Raw genomic sequence first — 24271 nt, 5'->3', positions numbered from 1 at the left:
CAGGGGGAAAATTCAGGTACTTTTTCCCTGAAAATTAGGTAGTTGACCACCTGAAAATCGGTAAAACCCATCCCCCATCCCCCAACCCCCACCGAAAAACTTTTTCAGCAGACCCTACTTAGTACAAACGCTTACGGGGGCGATAATTAGCCACGGATTCCACTAAACCCAAGGCAATAAAATTGGTTAATAAAGATGAACGTCCATAACTTAACCAGGGTAAAGGAATCCCTGTAATCGGGGCTAATCCCACGGTCATGCTAATATTAAGAATTGCCTGAAAAGCGATCATTGAGAGAACACCGATCGCTATTAAAGAACCAAAGTTTTCTTTAGCAGTATTAGCAATGACTAACAAACGCCAACAGATTAACCAGAAAGCTATTAAAACCAAAATACTGCCGACAAAACCGAATTCTTCCCCGACTACGGTGAAGATAAAATCGGTGTGTTGTTCGGGAATAAAATTTAATTGGGTTTGGGTGCCTTGGTGTAATCCCCGTCCTAATAATTCTCCGGATCCGATGGCAATGCGGGATTGAATTAATTGATAACCTCCCCCCAAAGGATTCTTTTCTGGGTCAAGAAATAGGGTTAAACGATCTTTTTGATATTCTTTTAATAAACCCCAAAAAACCTCGCCTAATTTACCCACTGCCAGATTAGTTGCCACCACGATGAAAGTAGATAAAAAACGGTAGGGGAGGGTAAACCAAGCAAGGACAGCGATGATAATTGCTAAAACAATCCAAGCAGGAAAAAGTAAATTAAACAGAAAAACCGATGCGAGGGGAGATAACAGGATAATCATCCAAGGGAGTTTGGCATTAGCCCAGTAAATCATGCCTAGGGTAATTGCTCCAAAGACTAATCCTGTCCCCAAGTCCGGCTGCGCCATAATTAACACCCAGGGTACGGCAGTGACGGCAAAGACACGAGCGATCGCAAAAAGATTATCGGCGGGACGATGATGTAGGAGGGCTGCCAGGGTGATAATTAAACCTACCTTGGCAAATTCCGACGGTTGCACGTTAAAACTGCCGATATTAATCCAACTTTGCGCCCCATTCGCCGTCACCCCTAGGACAATTACCGCAATTAGGGAGAGATTGGTGACAAGATAGGTTAACCAGTGCCATTTCAGCAGACTTTCGTAACGACAACGGGACAGAAATACAGCGATCGCCACTCCCCCAGCACCGAATAACCAGTGTTGCCACCAGTCGAGAGCGGTGGTGTTCCTTTCGGCACTACGAATCATTAAACCACCGAAAACGGTTAAACCCGTCACCAAAACGAACAAAAGCCAATCAATTTGGGCTATATCCCGGAAAATGAAGCTAAACTGCTCGTTAAAACCCCTTAGTTTCCTACTAATAAGGGACTGTCTTCTCACCATTTCTCTCCCCACATTTATTAACTATAGGCTGCTACGGATACTTTCGCCGCCACCTGACGAGCGATCGCTATCAGGGCTTTAGCTGAGGCCGATTCCGGTTGCCCCACAACCACTGGTACACCAGTATCACCGCCCTCCCGTAGGGATATCTCCAGAGGCACACATCCCAGTAAAGGAATGCCCAATTCTTGCGAGGTTTTTTCCCCACCACCGGAACCAAATAGATCATAGGAGCGATCGGGCTGATCGGGAGGGATAAAATAACTCATATTTTCCACAATACCCAAAACCCGCGCCCCTAGCTGTTGGAACATTTTTAAACCCCGGCGCGCATCAATTAAAGAAACCGTCTGGGGAGTGGTGACAATCACCGCACCCGCTAGGGGGACCGATTGAATTAAAGTTAATTGTGCATCCCCAGTACCGGGAGGCATATCGACGATTAAATAGTCTAAATCGCCCCAATTGACCTGATAGAGAAACTGACGGATAATGCCGTTTAACATCGGACCGCGCCAGATTACCGGTTGATCGGGGTTGATCAAAAAGCCCATGGAAACCATTTTGATGCCATGGTTGAAAGCGGGTTCCAATATCTCGCCATTTGCGCCCTGTACGCTCACTTGTGCGTCATTTAAGCCCAACATTGTCGGGGCGTTGGGGCCGTAGATGTCCGCGTCTAATAGCCCCACTTTTGCCCCTAAATGAGCCAAGGCGACGGCGATATTCACAGCCACGGTACTTTTTCCCACACCGCCCTTACCACTGGAAACGGCGATAATATTTTTAACCCCCTCCACACCTTGGCGATCCGGTAAAGCTTTTTGTTGCGGGGTTTCGGCAGTTACATCCACGGCAACACTTTCCACACCGGGCAGCTGTTTAACGGCTTTTTGGCAGTCTTCAACGATAAATTCGCGCAAAGGACAGGCAGGAGTGGTCAAAACTAGGGTAAAGCTAACTTTTCCGCCATCGATCGCCACATTGCGGATCATGTTCAATTCCACTAGGCTTTTTTGCAGTTCCGGATCTTGAACGGGACGTAATACTTCTAAAATCGATGCGGTATCAAGGGGCATGGTTTCAGTGTCTCTAGTCAAGTATTGTTCTTATGGTTATTTATCTTAACCTTGATGCCCGCACAGTTATCAGTGGGGAGTGGGGAGTTTTTTGCTGTGAACAGTGAACAGTAAGTAGTCGTGCAAAATTAATTTCCTAGTGAAGATAGGCAAGAGGCAAAAGGCAACAGGCAAGAGCGGGGTTAGATATGTGTAATTAATTTTGCTTAGGTACTTAATCAGTGAACTGAAAGCTCACATCTGTTCACTGATAACTGATAACTGATAACTGATAACTGATAACCCCCACTTCCCCATTCCCCCATATCTCTATATCTCTAGATTACGCTAATAGGATCGCCGACTTTAATTGTACCTGTCTTTTCGGGGATGACATTTTCTCCGAACATAATTCCCCCGGGGAAACTGCGAAAAGTTCTTAAGGTTTTTAGGGGTTCCATCTGAGAATTTCTCATACCTGTTTCTTGATCGGTGGTGGTGATAATACAGCGACTACAGGGTTTAACCAGAGCATAGGTGATCTCAGCAATTGTGATCTTTTGCCAACTACTTTCGCTAAAAGCTCGATCGCTACTAATAACAATATTAGGCCGAAAACGATTCATCGGCACGGGTTCAAGTAAGCGCTTATTTAAATCCTCTAAAGAGGCAGTATTAGTTAATAAAATTGGATAACCATCGGCAAAGCTGACGGGAGTATGATCGTTCCCCGCATACTGAGGATTCGCAGGACGCAGGTAATCGGGAGATTGTCGCAATAAACGACAAGGAATGTCCAGAATTTTCTCGAACCATTCGGCGATTTCATCCCCTTGATCTATGGCTATAGTTTGAGATTCCCAGATTTGAACCGCTCTTTTTTCTCCTGTGAAATTAGGCTGAAAAGTCAGGCAGTCTTGAGATGTTTTTAGAGAAAAATTATCTTCGGTAATCGTTACAGAAACCGTGGCTAATTGCGGATATTCCCTTTGAGTGATAAATTTACCCTTGCCATCCACTAACATCATTTCCCGATCCCAGAGTAAACCTTTAGGAGTCACTTCAGCTTGGGATAATTGAATACCTCGACAGGATTTAATCGGGTAGATATAGAGATCAGTAACCTGCATTTTCTTTCAGTAGTTCTACATATTTTTTCGCCACATCTTCCCAAGTCCAGAGATTAATTTTATTGGGGATATCTTCGGGTAACAAGCGAGGAATTGGATTGAGGATAAATTGTTCTAAACAGTTGGCTAAACTCTCCGCATCTCCCCTAGTATAGAATTGCACTCTTTCGGGACAATTATATAATTCTACCTGTTCTTGAAACACTTCTAAATCGGAAGCGATAACGGGAATACCTTGTAAAATGGCTTCCGCTATTGCTAATCCAAAACCTTCGTATTTTGAGGGAAATACCACACAGGAACAGGTTTGATAATAAAATTGCAATGTTTCATAGTCTTGATAACCTAATCCCTTGATATGACTCTCGAAAATTTCTTGATTTTCCCGATAAACTCGGGTACATTCTTTGAGATAATCTTGGTATTCTTGAGTTTTGGATTGTTGAGATAATTGCAGATTTCCACTAACTAGATTATCGGTTTCTTTACCGATGAAAACTATTTGAAATTTTAAACCTTGTTTCGCTAGTTTAATGGCTGCTTTGAGCAAAGTCAGATGATCTTTGTAGATACCAAAGGAGGAGGGAAAATAAAAAGTAACTAGCTCACTTTTGACTAAATCACTCTTGGGATTAGACTGCTCGATAAATCCTGCTAAGGGTACAGCTTTTAATTTACTAGCATAGGTAGCATTGGGAAAAACCTTTAAAACATCGTCTTTAGTTTTTTGGGAAATTGTGAACAGTAGATCGGCCTTATCTAACCATTCTTTTAAGACTTCATTGTAGGGTTCTTGATAGGATTCTGAGTAAGTTAAGGGAGCAAATTGCCAAAAGACATCATAAATAATGCCACTTAAAGTAACCTTGACATTGGGGGGAGAAATCCGATTAGTCATCCCATACAAACAGTGATCAGCTTGGTAACGCTTGATAATCTGATTAATTCTTGCTTCGATGCGTAAAAGTTCAATTCTACGAGAGAAAAGACGATGAAGAGAATTCAGTCTTAGGGTTTTGTAAAAATTCGCTAGAAGACCATAAAAATAGATTAGTTTTGTCTCAAAACTCTGGGGGTAAAAAGCAAAATCCTCATAGATAAGTTTATCGGAATCAGGCATTAAAGACTTAAAATATTCAATATCATTACGAGGAAGGACGATAATAATTTGTTCGACGTATTCTAATAAGCTAGGTATTAAAGAGATAATGACTCTTTCTACTCCTCCTTTGCGATAAAACACGATCGGGATGACAATTTTCATAGATTTCCTTGTCGATAGCTGGCAATAAAAAGATTGATTTTTGACTTGAACCCATTATATGATAGGCTCGAATTGTTCTACTGAGTCGAGAAATCGAGTTAAATTCGAGAAACTAAGACTCTATCACCCATCGCCCCTATTTTTCCTCGATCTTGGAGAAAAAGAGTGTCACAAGCTACTCCATCCCTACAATCTAATCTCAAACAATGGCTACGGGCCAGCGCACCTTCCCTATTTCAAATTAAACAGCGTTTGAGCGCCCGTCGTTGGCCGAAAAAATCGATCGTTATTTACACAGAAAAATATCGTCCCATGCTTCCGGCGGAAATTTGGCAACGGGGGGCCAGTGGCACACAGGCATCGGTGGCTTTTTTAGCGCAGGAATGGACGAAACGCGGCTATAAAGTGACGATTTTCGGCAATTGTGAGGGTATGGAAGGGGAACAGGACGGTATTCGCTATGTTAATTATTACCACATGAATTGGCAGGATCACTTTGAGACATTGGTGATCTCTCGTCATCCCACCTATTGCCGTCCGGGTACCAAGGCAGAACGAATTTTTTTTGATTGGCAAGATATTAAAGTGCCGGCAGACTCCTATACCCCGGAAATTTTGGCTAGATATGACAAAATTTTCTGTAAAAGCCAATATCAACGGGATTTACTGGATTTCTGTGCCGATCATCAATGTCCGATTGTTCCTAATGGTATCGATACTTCCCTTTTGGCTGTAAGTGAGACAGTGCCGGAAAGTGACTATCTTCCCTATCGTCTAGTCTATGCCTCTCGTTATTATCGCGGCCTAGAGTCGATGTTAAAGCATGGCTGGCCGATTATCAAGGCGGAAATTCCCGCGGCCGAGTTACATCTCTACTATGGTTTTACTAAACGGGATGGCATTGGCGATCGCAGGGAATGGCGCGATAATTTAATCGCTTTGATTAAAGCTAGTCCGGGGGTAGTTGATCGCGGAATGATGGGTTATCGTCAACTAATCGAGGAAAAAGCGCGCTCTGCTATTCATTACTACGGTTGCACCTATCGTGAGATCGATTGTATTTCTGTGCGCGAGTCGGCAGTGGTGGGCTGTCTGCCAGTGGTGACGGATTTTGCCGTTTTTCGAGAAAAAGACTACTGTGTGAAAGTGCCGGGGGAAGTAACCGATCCCGCTACTCAGGAAGCTATAGCCTGGAAAATTGTCGAATTACTGAAAAATCCCCAGCTTTTAGCCCAAGAGCGCGCAAGATGTGGTCAAATTGCCCTAACTGACACTTGGGAGCGATCGGCCGCCGCTTGGTTAGATGTGATTGAAGCTGATGCTTAGATTAGCATTTCCTCTAAAACCTTGGCTACGCTTAGGATTAAGTCTTCGCGATCGGGGGCAGCGATGATTTGCAAACCTAAAGGTAGCTGGGATGGACGTTTAATCGGCAAAGAAAGGGCAGGTAAACCGATAAAAGAAAAAGGTTGGGTGAATCTGCCTAAATTAGGGCGAATTAATAGCTCTTGCCCGTCAATAATCATTTTTTCTACTCCTAACGGTGGCGCAATACAGGGAATCGTCGGGGTGAGGATAATATCGACTTCGGTGAAAATCTCTCGCAGACGATCGCGATACCAACGGCGAAAACGTTGAGCCTGTAAATACCAGCTAGAGGGAATTAATGCCCCTGCCAAGAAGCGATCCCGGGTTGCGGGGTCAAAATCCTCTAATCTGGTCTGTAAACGCGGTAAATGCCAATTTGCGCCCTCGGAAGCGGTAATTATATAGGCGGCTGCTCTGGCGCGGGCGGTTTCGGGAATGGTGATTTTTTTGGTAACTCCTAAACGTTCGGCGATCGCTGTCACCGCCTCGATTACTTCTGGTTCGGCTCCCTGCTGAAAATAATCGTCGGCAAGGGCTATTTTTACGCCCTCTAAGCCATGTAAAGGGGCTTTAAGGTTATTTTTGGCAAAAAGACTCCAAATAGCCGCCATATCCGCCACATTGCCGCTAAAAAATCCCAGATGATCCAAACTACTAACGAACAAAAATAAGCCCTGACGGGATACGCGCCCAAAGGTGGGTTTTAGCCCCACCACGCCACAGCAAGCGGCGGGAACCCTCACCGAACCATTAGTGTCGGAACCGAGGGCGAGAGGCACTAAATTAGCGGCAACGGCGGCGGCGGAACCACCGGAGGATCCCCCCGACACGCGACTAGGATCGCGGGGGTTGGGAGTTGCTCCATAATGGGCATTTTCGGTGACAAAACCGTAGGCGTACTCATCCATATTGGTCGCCCCCACCAAAACCGCCCCGGCTGCTTCTAGGGTTTGAATAGCGATCGCATCCTGTCTTGCTGGGGGATTATCCCGATTGATTTTGGAACCTGCTAAAGTGATGATTCCCTCGATATCAAAGAGATTTTTGACGGCGAAGGGGACTCCCGCTAAGACACCGACGGGTTCCCCATTGGCGATCGCTAGATCAATTTTTTGGGCTTGAGCGAGCGCTCTGGGGTGTAAAATGTCGGTAAAGCAATTTAAATGGGGATTTTTCGCCTCTATCGCCGCCAAAGTCTGGCTAATAACTTCTAAGGCGCTAGTTTGACGATTTTGGCTCGATCGAGCTAAATTGCTCACAGAAATAGTCATGGTTCAAAGCTGAGGGCGCTTTCCCCGTCATCCTCTAAGGGAAATTCTGTCACTAAACTGGCGATTTCTTGCAAGCGTTGCCAGTTTTCAACCACAGAATTTAAATAGCGATCGGGAATGGTTAAATCTAGGATTTTTGTCATGATTATAACGTATTCTTCCGGGTTATTCATAGATTTCGTTCCGGCTGGGGTGAAGGAGATAAAGAGTTGCTTGAAAGCGGCGCTCAGGAATAAAATCGACACCTAGTTAAGCTGCTAGGATATAAGAGAAAATCTCCTGTAAATACAATAGCTATCCCTAGGGAGGAAGTATAACTTGAATTTGTTCCTGACCACCGAATCCCCAGGATCATAACCTTAGATATGTTCATAGAACTGTATATTGAGATATTTTCCCCTCCTTCACCTCCGGATTTAAATTAAACTTATAAGTAGGGAGGCACAATTATTTGTAGGATGGGTTAGCGCACTTCGTAACATGAGCGGGCGTTGGGTTTCATGCTTCAACCCAACCTACGTTCTGATACCTGATAACTGATAACTGATAACTAATAACTGATAACTGAAATGACCATCTTACAAGACGAAAAACTACTCTTTACTCCCGCAATACCTAACAGTGATGCCCTGAGAACTATTTTTGCTTTCCCTAATCAGTATTCCCTGGGTATAACCAGTTTAGGTTATCAAATTGTTTGGGCAACTTTAGCCCTGCGATCAGATATACAAGTTAGTCGTTTATTTACGGATTTTCAAGAATCTTTACCCCGTTATCCCGAATTAGTCGGCTTTTCCTTTTCTTGGGAATTAGACTATGTTAATATCCTCTCGCTGTTAGAATCTTTAGAAATTCCTTGTCACAGTCATCAACGGCAAGATCGGCAAGCGATAATTTTCGGAGGTGGGCCAGTTTTAACCGCCAATCCCGAACCTTTTGCCGCTTTTTTTGATGTAATTTTATTGGGAGATGGTGAAAATTTAATTGCTGATTTTATTAATGCCTATCAAGAGGTTAGAAACGCCGATCGCCCGACAAAACTCCGTCATTTGTCCCAGGTTCCGGGGGTGTATGTTCCTAGTTTATATACCGTTAATTATGATAGTCCTGAAGGTGAAATTACAGCAATTCTACCCATAGATAATAATGTGGCTGCCTTTGTTAGTAAACAAACCTATCGCAGTAACACTCTTGCTGCTTCTACGGTGGTGACAAAACAAGCGGCATGGGAGAATATTTATATGGTAGAGGTGGTGCGAAGTTGTCCAGAAATGTGCCGTTTTTGTTTAGCTAGTTATCTAACTTTACCCTTTCGTACCGCTAGTTTAGAATCTTTAATTCCCGCCATTGAAAAAGGTTTAAAAGTGACCGATCGCCTTGGTTTATTAGGGGCTTCCGTCAGTCAACATCCTGAATTTGAAACCTTACTTGATTATCTTTTTCAACCACAATTTGAGGGAGTTAGACTCTCGATCGCCTCAGTTAGAACTAATACAGTCACGGAAAAATTAGCCAGAATTTTATCCCAAAGAGACACCAAATCAATTACTATTGCCGTAGAAAGTGGTTCCGATCGCCTGCGAGAAATTATCAACAAAAAGTTAGCCAATGATGAAATTATCCAAGCTGCCATTAATGCCAAAGCGGGCGGTTTAAAAGGGATAAAACTCTATGGTATGGTGGGAATACCGGGAGAAGAAGCCGAAGATATTGCGGCGACTGTGGAAATGTTGATAGCCTTAAAAAAAGCCGCCTCTGGATTGCGAATCTCTTTCGGTTGCAGCACCTTTGTGCCTAAATCCCATACTCCTTTTCAGTGGTTTGGAGTTAATAAAATGGCCGAAAAAAGATTAAAATATCTAGAGAAACAATTAGGTAAACAGGGCATAGAATTTCGACCAGAGAGTTATAATTGGTCAGTAATTCAAGCCCTTTTATCTAGAGGCGATCGCCGCTTAACTTCCCTGTTAGAATTAACCCGTGGTTACGGTGATTCTTTAGGCAGTTATAAACGGGCTTTTAAGGAACTAAAAGGACAAATTCCCCCTCTAGATTATTACGTCCATCAGCAATGGCGTTTAGAACAGGTTTTACCCTGGAGTCATTTACACGGTCCTTTATCCTCAAATGTTTTAGTAAAACATTTAGAAGATTCCCAAACAAAAAGGTAAAGTATCGCTAATAAGCTAAGACGCATTTAAACAATGTCTTGACTATCAGACCCCAAATGAGGTATTCTATAGGGTATATCTGGTAGTGGTGCAATTCAGACTTTAATTAGCCTATTAAAAGCCCAAGAATGTTACTTTTATTAACTATAAATCTCGATTAAACCATTAATTTAATCTTAGCTGATCAGCCCATGAGCCAGAAAAATGATACAGTTCCCCTCCTTTTAGCCCTGCTGATTACCCTAATATTTTTTGGGGTAGGTAGTTGGTGGTTATACAATCGTTTTCAAGGAAAAAATAACCCAACCAATCTTTCTGAAATAGATAAAATATCACCAGAGCAAAAATCGGTATCGGCACAAGCAAAATTTAGTCAAGGGGAAAACTTATTAATAGTTGAAGGGGCTTCTTCTGACAAACAAGCTGCCATACAGGCGATCGGAAAAGGCGACTTTCAGCAAGCAGTTTACCTCCTAGAAAAATCCCTGCAAACTAATCAAAATGATCCCGAAGCTCTCATCTACTTAAATAACGCCCGTATTGGTCAAGCTAAGTCCAATACTATCGCCGTTTCCGTGCCAATTGGGAGCAATGTCAACACCGCCCTAGAAGTTTTACGAGGAGTTGCCCAATCTCAAAATCAAATCAATCAAACTGGAGGAATTAATGGCATTCCTTTAAAAGTTCTCATTGCTGATGATGCTGATAATCCCGAAATTGCCGCTCAAATTGCCCAAAAATTAGCGGCTGATAACAGCATTTTAGGAGTAGTAGGACACACTAGCAGTGATACCTCTTTAGCCGCAGCTGCTATCTATCAAAAAGCAGGATTAGTAATGATTTCCCCCATCAGTACCTCAGTTAAACTCTCCAATTTTGGTGACTATATCTTTCGTTCTGTTCCCAGTGATTTTGTGGCGGCACGGGCATTAGCCGAATCTAGCTTGCAAAAAATTCCTAACGTCAAGGCAGTGGTATTTTTTAACTCCCAAAGTAATTATAGTCAATCCCTAAAATCTGAATTTATCACCGCTTTAGGATTAGGAGGAGGTCAAGTGGTGAGTGAATTTGATCTATCTTCCCTGACTTTTACCCCTTCTAAAAGCCTCCAACAAGCTCAACAGGAGGGAGCAAATCTAATCGCCCTTCTTGGGGATAGTGGTACCCTAGATGAGGCTTTGCAGGTGGTTCAAATCAATGGTCAAAAATTACCGATTGTGGCGGGTGATGACGTTTATAGCCCCAAAACTCTGGATGTAGGCGGAAAAAATGCCTTGGGCATGATTGTCGCTGTCGCTTGGCATTTAGGGGCTAATCCGAATAGTCCTTTTGTCAATAATTCCCGCCAATTGTGGCAAGGAGACGTAAATTGGCGCACTGCTACCGCCTATGACGCTACCCAGGCTTTAATCGCTGGAATTAAGGCAGAATCTAGCCGAGAGGGAGTTCAACAGGCGTTAAGAAGCAGTAATTTTTCTGCGCCTGGGGCAACTAATCCAGTGCGATTTTTACCATCTGGCGATCGCAATCAATCCGTGCAATTAGTGGTAGTTAAACCCGGTTCTCGTTCTAGTTTTGGGGTGGATTTTGTGCCAATTTCTCGATCAAATGACAACTAAATCAAGATGACTTATATGTTAGAAACTCCCCCTAAATATTCAGTTCTCGGTTTACCAGTTCATCTTCTCGATAACTACAGTCGTTGGTTAATTGATCGCGTCTATCAAGGTTTTGGTTCCCACGTTGTCACTCTTAATGCAGAAATGGCCATGTTAGGGGAAAATGATGCTAAAGTTGCCCAAGTTATTCGGGAAGCAGATTTAGTTATTCCCGACGGCGCGGGGATTGTCATTTACTTAAAATTAAGGGGTAAAAAACAAACCCGCTGCCCCGGTATTGAATTATCAGAATCCTTAATTACTGAGTTAGGAATGCAGGGAGAGAGTTTTCCTATTGCTTTTTTTGGTGGTAACCCGGGGATTACTGAAAAAGCGGCAAGTAATTGGCAAAAAAAGATACCTAATATCCGTATTCTGACTAACCACGGTTATCTATCCTCCGAGGAAATGTCCGATTGGATTGAGGTGTTAAAAGATCAACAACCGCGGTTAATTTTAGTTGGTTTGGGAGTACCCCGACAAGAATATTGGATTAGGGAACATCGCTATCTCTGTCCCCAAGCTATCTGGGTAGGTGTGGGGGGTAGTTTTGATATCTGGTCCGGTACAAAAATCCGCGCCCCTCGCTTTTTCTGTGACAATAATTTAGAGTGGTTATACCGACTTTATCAGGAACCTTGGCGCTGGAAAAGAATGTTAGCTTTACCTAAATTTTTCTGGCGCTCTCTTTTTTATTCCTAGTAATAGTTTATTATAAATTCTTTTCAATAAAGGCAATCACTCGCTCTAATCCTTCCCGTGTTTTTAAGTTGGTGAAGATAAAGGGTTTATCTCCGCGCATTTTTTTGGCATCTCTATCCATCACTCCTAAATCTGCCCCCACCATCGGGGCTAAATCTATTTTATTGATTACCAATAAATCCGATTTGGTGATACCAGGTCCCCCTTTGCGAGGGATTTTATCTCCGGCTGCCACGTCAATTACATAGATGGTTAAATCTACTAATTCGGGGCTAAAGGTTGCCGCTAAATTGTCGCCACCACTTTCCAGAAAAATTAGCTTTAAGTTAGCAAATTTTCTCTCTAACTGTTCAATGGCAACTAAGTTAATTGAGGCATCCTCGCGAATAGCTGTATGGGGACATCCTCCCGTTTCTACTCCTAAAATTCTTTCCGGGGCTAAAGCTTGCGATCTCACTAAAAATTGGGCATCTTCTTGAGTATAAATGTCATTGGTGACTACGGCGATCGGATATTGATCCCGCAAATTTTTACACAGGGCATCGAGAAGGGCTGTTTTTCCTGAACCCACCGGACCGGCAATTCCCACGCGCAAGCAAGACATAGTTTTTTCGGGAAAAAGTGAAAAGGAAAGGGTTAAAAATTTTGGGGCTATCGGATAGAAAAAAGAGGGGTTCGCAGGGCGACACGGATTCCCATTATAATAAAAGGTTAACGCAAATCTGAGAATTTGTCAAGCCTTTTTGCCAATAAATTTGGGGAAATTATCGACAAAAAGATCACCAAAAGTCAGTGATTTGGTAGCCAAAATCCGTTAACATCTGCCTAAATAGGGGCAAACTTAAACCGATCACATTACTGTGACATCCCTCTAATCTTTCCACGAATAGACCCCCCTTTCCTTCTAGGGCAAAACAGCCGGCACATTTGAGGGGTTCTTCGGTGTCAACGTAGGCAATAATTGTTTCATCACTGATATTGGCAAAGTGAACTTTAGTGATCCCACAACGAGTCAAAGTTTGATTATTAACTCGATCGATTAAAGCATGACCTGTATAGAGTGTACCCACCTGACCGCGCATTTTTTGCCAACGCTCGATCGCTTCTGATTTATCCTTGGGTTTGCCATAGACTTCCCCCGCTACTTCTAAGACAGAATCGCAACCAAGAATTAATCCTGTATCAAATTTAGGGGCGATCGTTTGCGCTTTACATTGGGCTAAAGTTTGGACAAGATGGAGAGTATCATCAGCATTAATTGTCGATTCATCAAAGTTACTCACTCGCACAATCGGATCGATTCCCACCATTTGTAATAGTTTTTTACGCGCAGGAGAAGCGGAAGCAAGAATCAAGGGAATTGACATAAGTTTTCAAGAAAAAAGGAAAAAAGTTAGGTAGGGTGGGTTAGGCAATGACAAATTATGAGACTTAATTATTGATTTATCTATTTACCGTAACCCACCATCAGTTATCGGTTTTGTAGCTATTTCTGCTAAGAATTGGCAGAATTTTCGGGGGGTAAATAACGATCTAAAATCTCAACCATGCGGTATTGTCTTTCTTCATTGTCAAATCAATTGTAAAAATATGACTGAACCTCATAAAAATCTGACCTTGATCGAGTTAATTGTCCTAGGAGTTGATCAAGTCCCCGTCTGTCTTTTTCCCATTCTTTTTTAGACTCAGCAAGACTATTAGTTAACGCTTCGATCGATTTAGCGTTAGAATTAGCGATCGCTCTAGTTTCTTTTAATCCCTGATTGGTTTCCTGTAGTCCTAATTTAATCTCCTGTAGTCCTAATTTAATCTCCTGTAGTCCTGATTTAATCTCCCGTAGTTCTGTTAGGGTAGTTTCAGCAAGAGATTCCAGTCTATCTAGTCTATTTTCTTCCGAGTTACTCATATTCAGTTATCAGTTATCAGTTACCAGTTACCAGTTATCGGTTACCAGTTATCGGTTATTAGATTTGAGTTTTAAGTGACAGTATTAAATAGAAGTTTCCTCCTGTCTTTTCACTGATTACTGACTAAGTAAGTATTTTATCTTTAATTGTAACCAGCTACCTAGTTGATGATAGGTGGTGCGTTACGACGGATTTTTACCTTTAAGTCAAAACAGGAATTTTTGCCGTCTAACGCACCCTACATTTTACTGAAAATTTCCTATCCTCTGACATTTAACTAACCGAGAAAGAATCAACGATAGTTTCAAAGAGTTCTTGAATTTGCGTCCAACGTTTTTGGGAAGTGGAAAGATTAAAAGAATAGAGTTTATTATTATTAACCGTGACGCTGGCCAGATTATGACGTTCTTGGCCGTTGGCTAATTTAACTTGATATTCGAGGATATAATAATCTTGACCGTCGATTTGATGGGATTCTGAGCGAATTAATTCTACTTCCTTATCGAGATTGGGGTTAAGACTGTTATTTTTCAGGAGACGATAGCCAACTTCCGAGGGAGTCCCTAAATCTGTTAAGGTTTTATTGTCGGGGACGGGGTTGATAATAACGCTTAAATTTTCGCTAGTTTCGATCAGGTCATGAAAAACCACATCTACTCCTGCAACTTTTTTCACATCCACCTGCGTCCAACCCTTAGGATATAAAAATTGATAGCCTTGGCTGCCACTGGTATATCCTTGCAGTCCAGCGATGGGAGTTGCACAACTGGTTAAGAGGAGGGTGGTAATGAGGAGGAAAGTCGCCAAAAGAGATTTAATCATGATATTTTGACCTGTGAGTAGGGCTGTTTAATTTTACCTTGAATTGTTTAGGTGAAGGGATTATGAAAATTAAGAAAAAATTGACAATTATTATGGCTATAGCGACTTTTTTACTGACCATCTCTCCCCTAAGCTCTCAAACTACCGCTAACCCCGTGAAAGCTGTAGAATTTTATAATCGGGGTGTGGATCGTTTAACCGCAGGGGATTACTCAGGTGCGAGCGCAGATTTTACTCAGGCTCTACAATTAGAGCCAAAGGATGCCGATGCTTATTATAATCGCGGCTATGCGGAATTAGTTCTCGGCCAGTACGAGCGAGCGATCGCAGATTATACCCAGGCCTTGACAATCAACCCCAATTATGTTAATGCTCTCGGTAATCGTTGTTATGTGCATTATCTGACGAAAAAATACGAGGCAGCGGTGGAAGATTGCACAAAAGCGCTCGCTTTAAACGGAAATTTTGCTGATTTCTTTATTTATCGCGGTAATGCCAAGGATGACTTGGGAAGACACCTAGAAGCGATCGAGGATTACACAAAAGCTTTGAGTTTACAGGGAACTAGAGGACAGGATCGCATTTTCTATAATCGCGCCCTGGCCTATAACCGAGCCGGACAGCAGGAAATGGCTTTAAGGGACTATAATGAGAGTCTGAAAATTAATGCTAATTTTGCCGAAGCTTACCACAATCGGGGTTTGACCTATTATAAATTGGGAAACAGGGAAAAAGCGATCGCTGATTTAGAGGAAGCGGCCCGTCTAGCGTTATCTCAGGGTAAACAGGGGACTGCGGCTAAGTCTCAGTCAGCAGTGGCATTAATTCAGGGACAAAAGCCTTAAAATAGGGAGTAGTTGTGATATTAGCGGTAAAGAGGAGTGAAAGGGGCTAAATCGCAACTACGAGGGACTAAATTTTAGCCAGCTTGAGATGCGTAAAAAGCGACGGCTAACAGTCCACCGACAAGTGTGATCGCAGCAACGCCCCAGAAAAGATAATTACGTTGTTGCGATTTAGTCGGGGGATCCGCTTGATAAACTTTCGGTTCGGCGGCAAAATTATTTAAGCGTCCACCTTCTTCGTTTGTATAAGGCATAATCAAAACCTCAAATATGACAATTTTTAAGGAAAAAAATCCTCTTATCACAATAGTACAACATATTTTTAGTAAGTGAGTCGGGGATGTTTGGAATTCCGGCGGGGATAACAATTCTTAGTCTTGGGGTAACTGCTGGAGTCTGCTCCTTTTATGGGCGATCGCATTTCCCCTGATTGAAACTGCGAAAACAAGTTTAAAAAAGTCAATCATACCAAATCCGTTTTTAATACTATAATAATGATCCTTGAATATAAGTATTGCTTCTTTCTTTTTTAAATCTTTTAAATCTCTCTGCAGCTATCTCGCAATAGTCTTGTCGAATTTCAAAACCCACAAAAATTCTTCCTAATCCCAAGGCCGCTATTCCTGTAGAACAAGAACCAGCAAAGGGATCAAGAATTATTTCTACGGGGTTAGATGAAGCTTGTATAATTCTCTCGACAATTGCTAAAGGAAATTGTGCGGGATGTCCGGTTCTTTCCTTAGAACTGCGCTTTTCTCCTGTAGTGACTTTAGGAACTTCCCACACATCAGAAGGATTTTTACCGAGGGGATTACAACGATATTTACCATTTTTCTTTTGATTGGGATACTTAACGTTAGGGTCACGAATATTATCTAAGTTAAAAGTATATTCTTGGCAATTTTTTAGATAAAAGAGCCATTTTTCATTGCGAGGACTAAGACGATTTTTTGTAGAAACACCTGCCCCATATTTCCAGACAATTTCTTGTAAAAGATAAAAGGGAGACTTATCCCAAAGAAGATAGGGAATCGGAACACATAATCCCTTTTCTGGTACTTCTAAATAACCAACATTTAGCCAAAAAGCACCGTTATCTTGAGTAATATGATAAATTTGCTGCAGCCAATTAGCACACCAATCAACATAGTCATTGATTGAAAGAACTCGTTCATATTCTTTGCCAATATTATAAGGTGGTGATGTAACAGTGAGGTCAATTTTTATGTCACTATGAGATAGTTTAGACAAAAAGTCTGTGGCATCTCCTTGATAAAGAATAAAGCCGTTGTCCGAGTAAAAAGGTTGACCAAGATGACTAACCAGAATTTCTTTAAGAGAATTAAATTTGTTGGCTCTATCTTTTTCTAACTCTGGAGAAAATGGCTGTAGCAAGGAGGAAGGAGCAATCTGAGTTGATTGATGATCAACAATTCCCTCTGCTAGATAAGAGTTTTGTTCCTTGCTGGCAATTGGACGAGACTCATCTTCCCTAGACGATAGTTTTTTTTGTTTCCCCTGGGACTCTACAACCATAATTTCAAAGGACAGGTAAGTATTTTGATAGTTTCAATTATGCCCTTATTTTACCAAAATATCACTGGAGTTGTGCTTAATTTAATAACTTTTGTAATCATTCTCCTTCCCTTACCCTGGATGGGGGGGTAGAACCCCACCAAGAGTTAAAGATTGACTGATAAAGCAGCGAGTTTTCCTTGAAAAATCTCAACTGAGTAGATTGATAATTAGGAGATGCACCCGAAAATTATCCCTAAAATGGGGGTAAATAACCCATGGCATTTTTAACTCGATCGAGAGTTTGATTGGCCACCGCTTCTGCTTTGAGACGACCTTGTCGTAAAACCGTGGCTAAATAATCTTTATCCTCTCTAATTTCGGCGTATTTTTCCTGAATAGGTTTCAGAGATTCTATCATGACTTCTGTTAACATCGGCTTAAATTGTCCCCAACCTAAATCGGCACATTCTACCCCGACTACCTCTTGACTTTTTCCCGATAAAATGCCATAGAGAGTTAATAAATTATGGCATTCGGGACGTTCTGGATCATCGAAAGTTAAACCCTTAACTAGATCGGTTTTACAGCGTTTAATTTTCTTGGCAATAACATCGGGACTATCGAGAATATTAATCCGACTCATCTCGGAAGGATCGGATTTAGACATTTTATTCCGGCCATCGGTTAAACTCATCACCCGCGCTCCTTCCTTGCGGATCATTGGATCGGGGAGTTTTAAAATTGGTTGTTTCGGTTGCCCAAAAAGATGATTAATTCTAACGGCTATATCGCGAGTTAATTCTAAATGTTGTTTTTGATCTTCTCCCACGGGTACTTTATCGGCATCGTAGAGTAGGATATCGGCAGCCATCAGCACGGGATAATCGAGTAAACCTGTGCCAACATTTTCCCCCTGTTTAATCGCCTTTTCTTTAAATTGAATCATATCAGTTAACCAATTTAAAGGGGTGATACAATTCAATAACCAAGTTAATTCTGTATGAGCTTTAACGTGGGATTGGACAAAGATAGTCGCATATTCTAAATCAATTCCGCAGGCTAAATATAAAGCGGCAATTGCTAAAGTATCCTCCGCAAGAGTTGCGGGATTATGGGGAACGGTGATCGCGTGTAAATCGACCACACAAAAGAAATTATCGTAGTCTTTTTGTCCCTCCACCCAATTGCGGATCGCACCGAGATAATTGCCTAAATGTAAATTGCCGGTTGGTTGCACACCAGATAAGATTCTTTGTTTACCCATAACTCATGCGATCGCTTTTTATCATGATTTCATTGTATCAGTTTTTGGGGCTAATTTCATCCTAAATCCAATTGGGAAAAATCATTCTCAGATAATAATCCCGCACTGACAGGGGAATGCCTAAATAAATTGGTAGCCAATGGATAAAGGCAAAAATTATCAAAATTATGAGCGAGCGCGAGCAATTTTTATAAATAGGACTGGAACTTTCTAAACCATCGGCTAAGAGCCAAGCTAGGGCAATCAAAGTGAAGCTATAGGCAGCCATATAATGATAGAGAAAGGTACAGCGACTAATTTTTAACCAGGGCAGCAGATTAGCAATATAGTTACAGATAAGATAGGCGGAAATTACTCGCTCTTTTCGGTTAAATAATCGACTAAAAACCACTAGAATTGCTCCCGTAGAAAACCACCATAAAAACGGATTTCCCATAGCGTGAACATCATAAATTTTATCACCTACTCTCTCAAAATAATAAGCCACAGGTCGCCCCATTACTAACCAACTATACCAGGGAGAACAATAGGGATGGACATCAGATTGATTACCTTTTATTTTCTGATGAAATGACCAAATTTCTTGATGTACTTGCCAAAAATTATATTGATGGTTGACGAGAAGATGCGGTATCCACAGCAAACTATAGGTGACTAGGGGAAAGACAATTAAGGCGATAAAAATGTACTCTAATCTCAGGTTAGTTGCCTTTGTCCAAAGATTATCTTTTGACTGCTCTTGATTAAATAATTTTATTAACCAAGCAATACCGATAAAAATAAATATTCCTAGTAAAAATCCTAAGCCATTCCATTTGATATTTGCCGCTAAACCGAAAGAAACTCCCGATAATAATAGCCAATTGAGTTTTTGATTTTTCTGGAGCGCTAATAAAAAAAATAATTGTCCAGACAAACCGAATAAAATTAAGTAAATATTATTGAGAGCATAGCGGGATTCCACCAGAAATAATCCGTCTAAACTGGCGAGGAAAGTTGTGATTAAAAATACAGTTTTTCTCTGGGTTAATTGATAAGCAATTGCGCCAATAATTAGGGGAATAAAAGAACCAGTGAAAGCATTTAACCAGCGATAACTAAAAGTTGAGCGCGGGGAACCAGTTAAATTATTAATGGTTTCAGGAGCGGCAGGAAAATGGGAACCAATCCAGATACTAATAGCAATTAAGTATTGACTTAACGGTGGATGAGACTGGAAAAATTCTTTACCGATTAGATATTCATTGCCGTATTTAGCATAATAAACTTCATCGAAAACAAGAGTATTAAATTGACTGAGATTCCAGAATCTTATCGCCAGAGAAAATAAAAATATTGCTAGGATAGATAGGTTAAATTTGACTTGAGAATTCATGGAAAGACAATAGTTATTATAACTGGGAATTTTCTGGTAACTGCGAGCGAAATTCTTTGACAGCAAGACGGGGATTAGGATGGTTGACATATTCGGCTAATAATTCTAAATTTAAATCCGGTAATAAAGCACTTTTAGGGATTAAAATATATTCGCCATTCTCTTGCAAAGAATAGATTTTTAACTGATTATCTTGCCAAAACCAAACCTCTTGAGTTCCCAATCTTTTATAAACTTCTAAAACTTTCAGGCTGCCACTGGTTAAAATTATTTCGATCGCCAAATCAGGAAACTCTTTTTCTGTGAATAAACAAAAACATTCATCTGGTTCTTTTCCCGCTTCTTTTTCCTGTTTTCGCAAAGTGGTGGAACCTAATCCCCAGAAATCAATTTCAGCATATTCTAAATAAACTTCTACCAATCTACCGATATTTTTTTTGCTAACTTCATGACGACGACTAGGAGCCATAATTTCTACCATTCCATCTAAGTAAGTGATGCGATAACTCGAACTATCTTCTAAATGTTTTAAGAGGGTTTCGTACTGTTGCCAATTAACCCCAGAAATTAACATTCTTTGTTCAGGATCATTAGCTTTTAACTCGAAACCTTCTAATCCTTGTAACCGAATCGTAGTCATCATAAAATTAATTACCTCGTCTATTTGACTTAATTACTCAGCAAGACTTATTTTGATTTCTTCTGGTCTGAATTTTAGCTCGTAAAATCTTAACTTTATAGGGATCAGCATCTTTTCGCCACAGGATCTGATAGCCTTTGATTGTAGCACAATGATCCTCTAAACATTTTTGCCAACCCTGTAAACGTTCGATCGCTTTTCTATCTTCTAACAATCCCCAATCCTTTTCTAATTTAGTTAACTGAAGCAATTTATCATAGTTAGGATAATCAGCCGTTACTAAAAGCTCTTTTTCGTGTAGAATTGGCGGATTAGGACTATCCCGATAATCGCGAAAACTAAAATCAGCCGAACCTAAATATACATCCATGCTAGTAGCTAAAATCGGATGGATTTCTGTATCAAAATTGGGGTAATAAAGATAGGAAATTTTGGGTTGACGAAAGGATAAACGAATAACATTAGCATTTTCTAACCGTCCGATAGTTTGACTAGCACAACCTTCATATAAGCGTAATAACATCGGTAATTTTTCCAGAATGCTAATATGAATAGTTAGGGAATAACGGGAAAGTTTGCCTAAAGAACTATTTTCACAAGTACGAGCGATCGCTGCCAAATTTCCCGCACTTATTAACACTTCTTCTGCTAAAGCGCAAGCATTGCGATAACTGCCAAATAAAGCTTTAAAATCGGCACGGGTAGCGGGGGATAATTCCCGTACTTTCGGACAGTGGCTAAATTGACTTAAAGCTAAATAAAGTAAAAGATCGGCGCGTCTTTTATCGGCAATTATCTCCCATTCTTCCGCTTCTGTTACTTGTAAAATCACTTGAAAAGCTCGTCTAAAAGTGCCAAATTCTGCCTTAATTTCTTCCTCTTGTAATAATTCACCCGCGACGGGTAAACGTCCCTGCTGGGTGTAAAATTCCATCAGGGGAGTTAATAGATCTTCGTAATCTTCAAAGCATTTGAGATGGGTTTTAATTTTAGGAGTGGTAGCGCGGGAACGCCATCTGGATAAACGAAAAGCTTCCGCTTTTTCTTCCTCTCGAAAAACTAGATAAACTCCCAAAGTTATCGGAATAGAATCAACCCCCAAAGTGCTATCAATATACTGTTTTAGTTCTTCCTGTTGATAGTATTTTTGAAAGGTATTACGACGGGTTATAATTCCATCTTCATAAGCCATTAAACCCCGTTCGCTATCATCAATTAGAATCTGTGCTGAAACAATTAAAACTTGACGGGTTAGTTGCCAAGCTTTTAATAAGGCTTCCTGCCGTTCCTCGGCGGATTCAATAACATTAATTACATAGCCTAAATTAACAATATCAGATTCAATTAAAGGACTATCGGGACGATAATAAGGATCCCAACCTTCACTTTGATAACCCTGTTCGGCTATGCGTTCTATATCACCTCCATAACCACAACCGTAATCAAAAAAAGTGGTTTCAGGAAGGAATAATCCCGCCGCTAATGCTAATCTTGTCGGACGAGAAAGGGTTTTGCGAACAAGAGCGGCTTTGTGGCGATCAATTATTATCGATTTTTCCTTTTGTCCCTCTAGATTACAAACTAAATAATCTCCTGCAAAATCAAGGTTATGCTTTCTTAAAAGCCGTTGCCATTCCTGTTTAGTACCGATGGGATAAGAACTGTTTAAAAGTCCTAAAGCACTCTCGATTTTTGTGAGATGATCGAATTCTTGATAAAGGGGATAGTCCCTAGTAACAAAAGTTTCTTTTCGGTGTAAAATGGGCGGATTATCGGCATTTTGATAATTCCATTCACTTAATATTAATGTCCCCATATCTACTACTAAACTTTTAGTTAAAGCTGGGTGAGGTTCCCGATCAAAATCGGGATAAAAAAGATAGGATATTTTCGGTTTATCGGTGCTAAATTTAATTATTGTTGCCTCAGATAAATGCTGATTAATTCTTCCTTTTTGTTCGTAATTCTGGAGGATAGGATCAAGTTGATGTAATGCCTCTCGATGAACATAAAGCGCCCCCGGTAATAGTTTACCGATGGGACTAACTTGACACAGTTGCACGATTACGGTGAAATTCTCAGCCATGGCAATTAATCTGTCTAATAACAAATTCTAGAGACAGAAAAAACTAAATAAATCTAGTTAAATGAACCCGATAGCGCTCTTTTTTTGTCATAGTAACCTCACCCACTTCTAGACGACCTTTTCCCCGAAAAGAAATCAAATCACCGGTTTTAACGTTATAACTAGATTGGCTGATATCTTTCCAGTTAACTCGCACATCCCCAGCGCTAATTGCTTCGGCCATTTTACTGCGAGAAATGCCAAAACCCGCCGAGGCGATCGCATCTAAACGCAAGGAAGCTTCCACAGTATTAATTTCTTTTTTTTGCGGTGGTCTAACTTTTAATTCCGTCAAAGGAATCGGGCTAGTTTTCACGGGAACTGAACGCACTTGTAGTAAATTAGCACATAAAAAATCTGCCAATTCAGGCACTACAATCGCCTGCGCTCCTCGCTCACCTAAAACGATTATATCGCCGACTTTTTCCCGGACGATACCCGTCCCTAACATCGCCCCTAAAAAATCCCGGTGGTTAGCGGTATCAAAAAGAAAATTACCGGCAATATCAAGGGCAGATAGGGGAATATCTGTTACTGTCAAAGGTAGATCAACTCTAGCAATACCGAGGCGCTGTCTTTCTGCTTGGGGATAACCGCCCCATTTTTGCATTGACACATCGGTTAAACGCTGAAAAACCCGTTCTACTTCCGCTAAAACCGCGGGAGAAAGAAAGTCTGTCACCGTCACTTCCCAAGTCTTGATCGCTTGTTCGGCTTTATCAATAACTTTCGCTATCTCCTCGCGATTCTCGACACCCTTTAGTAATTCTTCTCTTGGTGACATTGTTTTGTGGTAATTAATCAAAAATTCTTAGGAAAAAATCAAATGACCGATAACTTATTCCCGATAACCGTTCACTGTTCTAGGGCGTATCCTTGCAGATTTTCGGGGTTAAATTGACGGAGGATAAGAGTCGCTTGATTTTTCAAGTTTTCGGAACCCTGCACGACAATAATATATTTTCCAGCGCCGAGACGATTGCGATAGGGAAGTGCATCGCCACTGCCGGACGATAAACCCACGCCACCACCGACGAAAATACTGCCCATTGCCCCCCCAATCGCCCCAGCAATGCCGCCAACAATATGATTCCCCGGTTCTCCTGCCCAATCAAAGGTATGCAATCCCGTAATCAGGTTAAAAAGGTAGCCACCGGCAAAACCGAAGGGAATTAGCCAAAAAGCCATGAGAGTAGCCCGTTTTTTGGCCTGTTGGAAGGGATCGATCAAACCGAACTCATCGGCACTTTTATAGCCGCGACCGAGAATGGTCACTTGAGATTGGGGAATTCCCGCTTTTTCGAGGGCAACGGCAGCTTCTTCTGCTTGTATGCGATCAGCTAACACGGCAATGAGATAATTCATATTCTCCAACTTTTCAGCTATCTTCATCTCCTATTGTAAGGATTTTGGGGACTGAAAAGCCGCTCGATCGAGAAAATATTAAAGGGGATGGAAAGAAATTACTTTATTTTGGTGATTTCTGGCAATAATTGACCATAAAGATCAAGGGAGATAGTCCAATTATCATTATTAACAAGAAGTTTTTTCGGATTATTACCATTGGCATCAGACTGTAAAGCTTGACTCACTTGTGTCATTATTTTAATCTTATCCCGATTCACTCCTGACGTAAAAACTAAAAAATAGGTTAGAGTTCCAGCATTGACATCCTCACCGCCGTAAACGGACGGTGATTCCCAAACCTCACGATTTAGGTTTCTGCTTCTTTCCCTTGCGGGGTTTCGCACCTG

General features: G+C 41.3%; 23 protein-coding genes and 1 pseudogene. 5 read left to right on the top strand and 19 right to left on the bottom strand.

Annotated features, from left to right (window positions below):
• Window positions 1-118: 118 nt before the first annotated feature.
• The 4 genes from rodA to BGL89_RS09620 all read right to left on the bottom strand — a co-directional run bounded on the left by rodA (window position 119) and on the right by BGL89_RS09620 (window position 4851).
• A complete protein-coding gene (rodA, locus tag BGL89_RS09635) occupies window positions 119-1399 on the bottom strand; it encodes a rod shape-determining protein RodA (protein ID WP_286825526.1) in 1281 nt (426 codons plus the stop codon).
• Between the two features lie 17 nt (window positions 1400-1416).
• A complete protein-coding gene (locus BGL89_RS09630; protein WP_286825530.1) occupies window positions 1417-2478 on the bottom strand; it encodes an Mrp/NBP35 family ATP-binding protein in 1062 nt (353 codons plus the stop codon).
• A 317-nt stretch (window positions 2479-2795) separates the two neighbouring features.
• Window positions 2796-3587, bottom strand: coding sequence for an MOSC domain-containing protein (locus BGL89_RS09625; protein ID WP_286825525.1), 792 nt, complete (start codon window positions 3585-3587; stop codon window positions 2796-2798).
• Window positions 3574-4851: a glycosyltransferase gene (locus BGL89_RS09620; protein ID WP_286825524.1), complete on the bottom strand. Its 1278-nt coding sequence runs from the start codon at window positions 4849-4851 to the stop codon at window positions 3574-3576. The genes BGL89_RS09625 and BGL89_RS09620 overlap by 14 nt, the downstream gene beginning before the upstream one ends.
• Before the next feature lie 165 nt (window positions 4852-5016).
• On the opposite strand from BGL89_RS09620, the gene BGL89_RS09615 reads away from it, so the two are divergent.
• Window positions 5017-6177 carry a glycosyltransferase family protein gene (locus tag BGL89_RS09615; RefSeq protein WP_286825523.1) on the top strand — a complete coding sequence of 387 codons (1161 nt, stop codon included), beginning with the start codon at window positions 5017-5019 and terminating at the stop codon, window positions 6175-6177.
• Here the strand turns inward: BGL89_RS09615 and BGL89_RS09610 are convergent.
• Complete coding sequence (locus tag BGL89_RS09610) at window positions 6174-7490, bottom strand: AtzE family amidohydrolase (RefSeq protein WP_286825522.1); 1317 nt, start codon at window positions 7488-7490, stop codon at window positions 6174-6176. The genes BGL89_RS09615 and BGL89_RS09610 overlap by 4 nt on opposite strands.
• The gene (locus tag BGL89_RS09605; RefSeq protein WP_286825521.1) at window positions 7487-7663 is read right to left on the bottom strand and encodes a DUF4089 domain-containing protein; all 177 of its coding nucleotides are present in this window, start codon (window positions 7661-7663) and stop codon (window positions 7487-7489) included. Before BGL89_RS09605 ends, BGL89_RS09610 begins: the two co-directional genes overlap by 4 nt.
• A 396-nt stretch (window positions 7664-8059) precedes the next feature.
• On the opposite strand from BGL89_RS09605, the gene BGL89_RS09600 reads away from it, so the two are divergent.
• From BGL89_RS09600 to BGL89_RS09590, 3 genes are all read left to right on the top strand, one after another.
• On the top strand, window positions 8060-9661 hold the full coding sequence (locus BGL89_RS09600) for a B12-binding domain-containing radical SAM protein (RefSeq protein ID WP_286825520.1): 1602 nt from the start codon (window positions 8060-8062) through the stop codon (window positions 9659-9661).
• 191 nt (window positions 9662-9852) lie between these two features.
• Entirely contained in the window at window positions 9853-11280 is a 1428-nt protein-coding gene (locus BGL89_RS09595) for an ABC transporter substrate-binding protein (RefSeq protein ID WP_286825519.1), read from the top strand.
• Window positions 11281-11295: 15 nt separating this feature from the next.
• Window positions 11296-12021, top strand: coding sequence for a WecB/TagA/CpsF family glycosyltransferase (locus BGL89_RS09590; protein ID WP_286825518.1), 726 nt, complete (start codon window positions 11296-11298; stop codon window positions 12019-12021).
• A gap of 10 nt (window positions 12022-12031) precedes the next feature.
• Here BGL89_RS09590 and ureG read toward each other — a convergent pair whose 3' ends face one another.
• From ureG to psbP, 4 genes and pseudogenes are all read right to left on the bottom strand, one after another.
• Window positions 12032-12625 carry an urease accessory protein UreG gene (gene ureG, locus BGL89_RS09585; protein ID WP_002792251.1) on the bottom strand — a complete coding sequence of 198 codons (594 nt, stop codon included), beginning with the start codon at window positions 12623-12625 and terminating at the stop codon, window positions 12032-12034.
• Between the two features lie 175 nt (window positions 12626-12800).
• Window positions 12801-13388 carry a Maf family protein gene (locus BGL89_RS09580; RefSeq protein WP_012265567.1) on the bottom strand — a complete coding sequence of 196 codons (588 nt, stop codon included), beginning with the start codon at window positions 13386-13388 and terminating at the stop codon, window positions 12801-12803.
• A 128-nt stretch (window positions 13389-13516) separates the two neighbouring features.
• A pseudogene (locus BGL89_RS09575) lies at window positions 13517-13927 on the bottom strand (hypothetical protein).
• 274 nt (window positions 13928-14201) lie between these two features.
• Window positions 14202-14750 (bottom strand): photosystem II reaction center PsbP, encoded by a 549-nt coding sequence (gene psbP / locus BGL89_RS09570; RefSeq protein WP_286825517.1) that lies wholly within the window; start codon window positions 14748-14750, stop codon window positions 14202-14204.
• 62 nt (window positions 14751-14812) lie between these two features.
• Here psbP and BGL89_RS09565 point away from each other — a divergent pair, with 62 nt between their 5' ends.
• Window positions 14813-15595: a tetratricopeptide repeat protein gene (locus BGL89_RS09565; protein ID WP_286825516.1), complete on the top strand. Its 783-nt coding sequence runs from the start codon at window positions 14813-14815 to the stop codon at window positions 15593-15595.
• Between the two features lie 74 nt (window positions 15596-15669).
• On the opposite strand, the gene psb34 is transcribed toward BGL89_RS09565, so the two are convergent.
• The 9 genes from psb34 to BGL89_RS09520 form a co-directional block, all read right to left on the bottom strand.
• The gene (gene psb34, locus BGL89_RS09560) at window positions 15670-15849 is read right to left on the bottom strand and encodes a photosystem II assembly protein Psb34 (RefSeq protein ID WP_002732326.1); all 180 of its coding nucleotides are present in this window, start codon (window positions 15847-15849) and stop codon (window positions 15670-15672) included.
• A 232-nt stretch (window positions 15850-16081) separates the two neighbouring features.
• Window positions 16082-17131, bottom strand: a complete 1050-nt coding sequence (locus BGL89_RS09555) for a DNA-methyltransferase (RefSeq protein WP_286825515.1) — start codon at window positions 17129-17131, stop codon at window positions 16082-16084.
• 235 nt (window positions 17132-17366) lie between these two features.
• Window positions 17367-18377: a tryptophan--tRNA ligase gene (gene trpS, locus BGL89_RS09550; RefSeq protein ID WP_286825514.1), complete on the bottom strand. Its 1011-nt coding sequence runs from the start codon at window positions 18375-18377 to the stop codon at window positions 17367-17369.
• A gap of 61 nt (window positions 18378-18438) precedes the next feature.
• Entirely contained in the window at window positions 18439-19752 is a 1314-nt protein-coding gene (locus BGL89_RS09545) for a dolichyl-phosphate-mannose--protein mannosyltransferase (RefSeq protein ID WP_286825529.1), read from the bottom strand.
• Window positions 19753-19768: 16 nt separating this feature from the next.
• On the bottom strand, window positions 19769-20395 hold the full coding sequence (locus BGL89_RS09540) for a Uma2 family endonuclease (protein ID WP_286825513.1): 627 nt from the start codon (window positions 20393-20395) through the stop codon (window positions 19769-19771).
• Window positions 20396-20429: 34 nt separating this feature from the next.
• Window positions 20430-22478, bottom strand: a complete 2049-nt coding sequence (locus BGL89_RS09535; protein ID WP_286825512.1) for a DNA phosphorothioation-associated putative methyltransferase — start codon at window positions 22476-22478, stop codon at window positions 20430-20432.
• A gap of 43 nt (window positions 22479-22521) precedes the next feature.
• The gene (locus BGL89_RS09530; RefSeq protein ID WP_286825511.1) at window positions 22522-23301 is read right to left on the bottom strand and encodes a photosystem II electron transport protein, Sll1252 family; all 780 of its coding nucleotides are present in this window, start codon (window positions 23299-23301) and stop codon (window positions 22522-22524) included.
• Between the two features lie 71 nt (window positions 23302-23372).
• Complete coding sequence (locus BGL89_RS09525) at window positions 23373-23882, bottom strand: hypothetical protein (RefSeq protein ID WP_286825510.1); 510 nt, start codon at window positions 23880-23882, stop codon at window positions 23373-23375.
• A gap of 98 nt (window positions 23883-23980) precedes the next feature.
• The coding region (locus BGL89_RS09520) for a hypothetical protein (RefSeq protein WP_286825509.1) at window positions 23981-24271 on the bottom strand (291 nt) is incomplete at its 5' end.

Origin of the sequence: Microcystis sp. LSC13-02 (assembly GCA_002282935.1) — a bacterium.
Classification (GTDB): domain Bacteria; phylum Cyanobacteriota; class Cyanobacteriia; order Cyanobacteriales; family Microcystaceae; genus Microcystis.
The sequence above is the reverse complement of the archived record's forward strand: the minus strand, read 5'-3'. Positions and strand labels throughout refer to the sequence as shown.

Excerpts from the sequence above, each read along its gene's own strand:
- rodA (WP_286825526.1), bottom strand. The coding sequence starts at position 1,399 with ATGGTGAGAAGACAGTCCCTTATTAGTAGGAAACTAAGGGGTTTTAAC.
- BGL89_RS09630 (WP_286825530.1), bottom strand. The coding sequence starts at position 2,478 with ATGCCCCTTGATACCGCATCGATTTTAGAAGTATTACGTCCCGTTCAA.
- BGL89_RS09625 (WP_286825525.1), bottom strand. The coding sequence starts at position 3,587 with ATGCAGGTTACTGATCTCTATATCTACCCGATTAAATCCTGTCGAGGT.
- BGL89_RS09620 (WP_286825524.1), bottom strand. The coding sequence starts at position 4,851 with ATGAAAATTGTCATCCCGATCGTGTTTTATCGCAAAGGAGGAGTAGAA.
- BGL89_RS09610 (WP_286825522.1), bottom strand. The coding sequence starts at position 7,490 with ATGACTATTTCTGTGAGCAATTTAGCTCGATCGAGCCAAAATCGTCAA.
- BGL89_RS09605 (WP_286825521.1), bottom strand. The coding sequence starts at position 7,663 with ATGAATAACCCGGAAGAATACGTTATAATCATGACAAAAATCCTAGAT.
- BGL89_RS09600 (WP_286825520.1), top strand. The coding sequence starts at position 8,060 with ATGACCATCTTACAAGACGAAAAACTACTCTTTACTCCCGCAATACCT.
- BGL89_RS09595 (WP_286825519.1), top strand. The coding sequence starts at position 9,853 with ATGAGCCAGAAAAATGATACAGTTCCCCTCCTTTTAGCCCTGCTGATT.
- BGL89_RS09590 (WP_286825518.1), top strand. The coding sequence starts at position 11,296 with ATGTTAGAAACTCCCCCTAAATATTCAGTTCTCGGTTTACCAGTTCAT.
- ureG (WP_002792251.1), bottom strand. The coding sequence starts at position 12,625 with ATGTCTTGCTTGCGCGTGGGAATTGCCGGTCCGGTGGGTTCAGGAAAA.
- BGL89_RS09580 (WP_012265567.1), bottom strand. The coding sequence starts at position 13,388 with ATGTCAATTCCCTTGATTCTTGCTTCCGCTTCTCCTGCGCGTAAAAAA.
- psbP (WP_286825517.1), bottom strand. The coding sequence starts at position 14,750 with ATGATTAAATCTCTTTTGGCGACTTTCCTCCTCATTACCACCCTCCTC.
- BGL89_RS09565 (WP_286825516.1), top strand. The coding sequence starts at position 14,813 with ATGAAAATTAAGAAAAAATTGACAATTATTATGGCTATAGCGACTTTT.
- psb34 (WP_002732326.1), bottom strand. The coding sequence starts at position 15,849 with ATGCCTTATACAAACGAAGAAGGTGGACGCTTAAATAATTTTGCCGCC.
- BGL89_RS09555 (WP_286825515.1), bottom strand. The coding sequence starts at position 17,131 with ATGGTTGTAGAGTCCCAGGGGAAACAAAAAAAACTATCGTCTAGGGAA.
- trpS (WP_286825514.1), bottom strand. The coding sequence starts at position 18,377 with ATGGGTAAACAAAGAATCTTATCTGGTGTGCAACCAACCGGCAATTTA.
- BGL89_RS09545 (WP_286825529.1), bottom strand. The coding sequence starts at position 19,752 with ATGAATTCTCAAGTCAAATTTAACCTATCTATCCTAGCAATATTTTTA.
- BGL89_RS09540 (WP_286825513.1), bottom strand. The coding sequence starts at position 20,395 with ATGATGACTACGATTCGGTTACAAGGATTAGAAGGTTTCGAGTTAAAA.
- BGL89_RS09535 (WP_286825512.1), bottom strand. The coding sequence starts at position 22,478 with ATGGCTGAGAATTTCACCGTAATCGTGCAACTGTGTCAAGTTAGTCCC.
- BGL89_RS09530 (WP_286825511.1), bottom strand. The coding sequence starts at position 23,301 with ATGTCACCAAGAGAAGAATTACTAAAGGGTGTCGAGAATCGCGAGGAG.
- BGL89_RS09525 (WP_286825510.1), bottom strand. The coding sequence starts at position 23,882 with ATGAATTATCTCATTGCCGTGTTAGCTGATCGCATACAAGCAGAAGAA.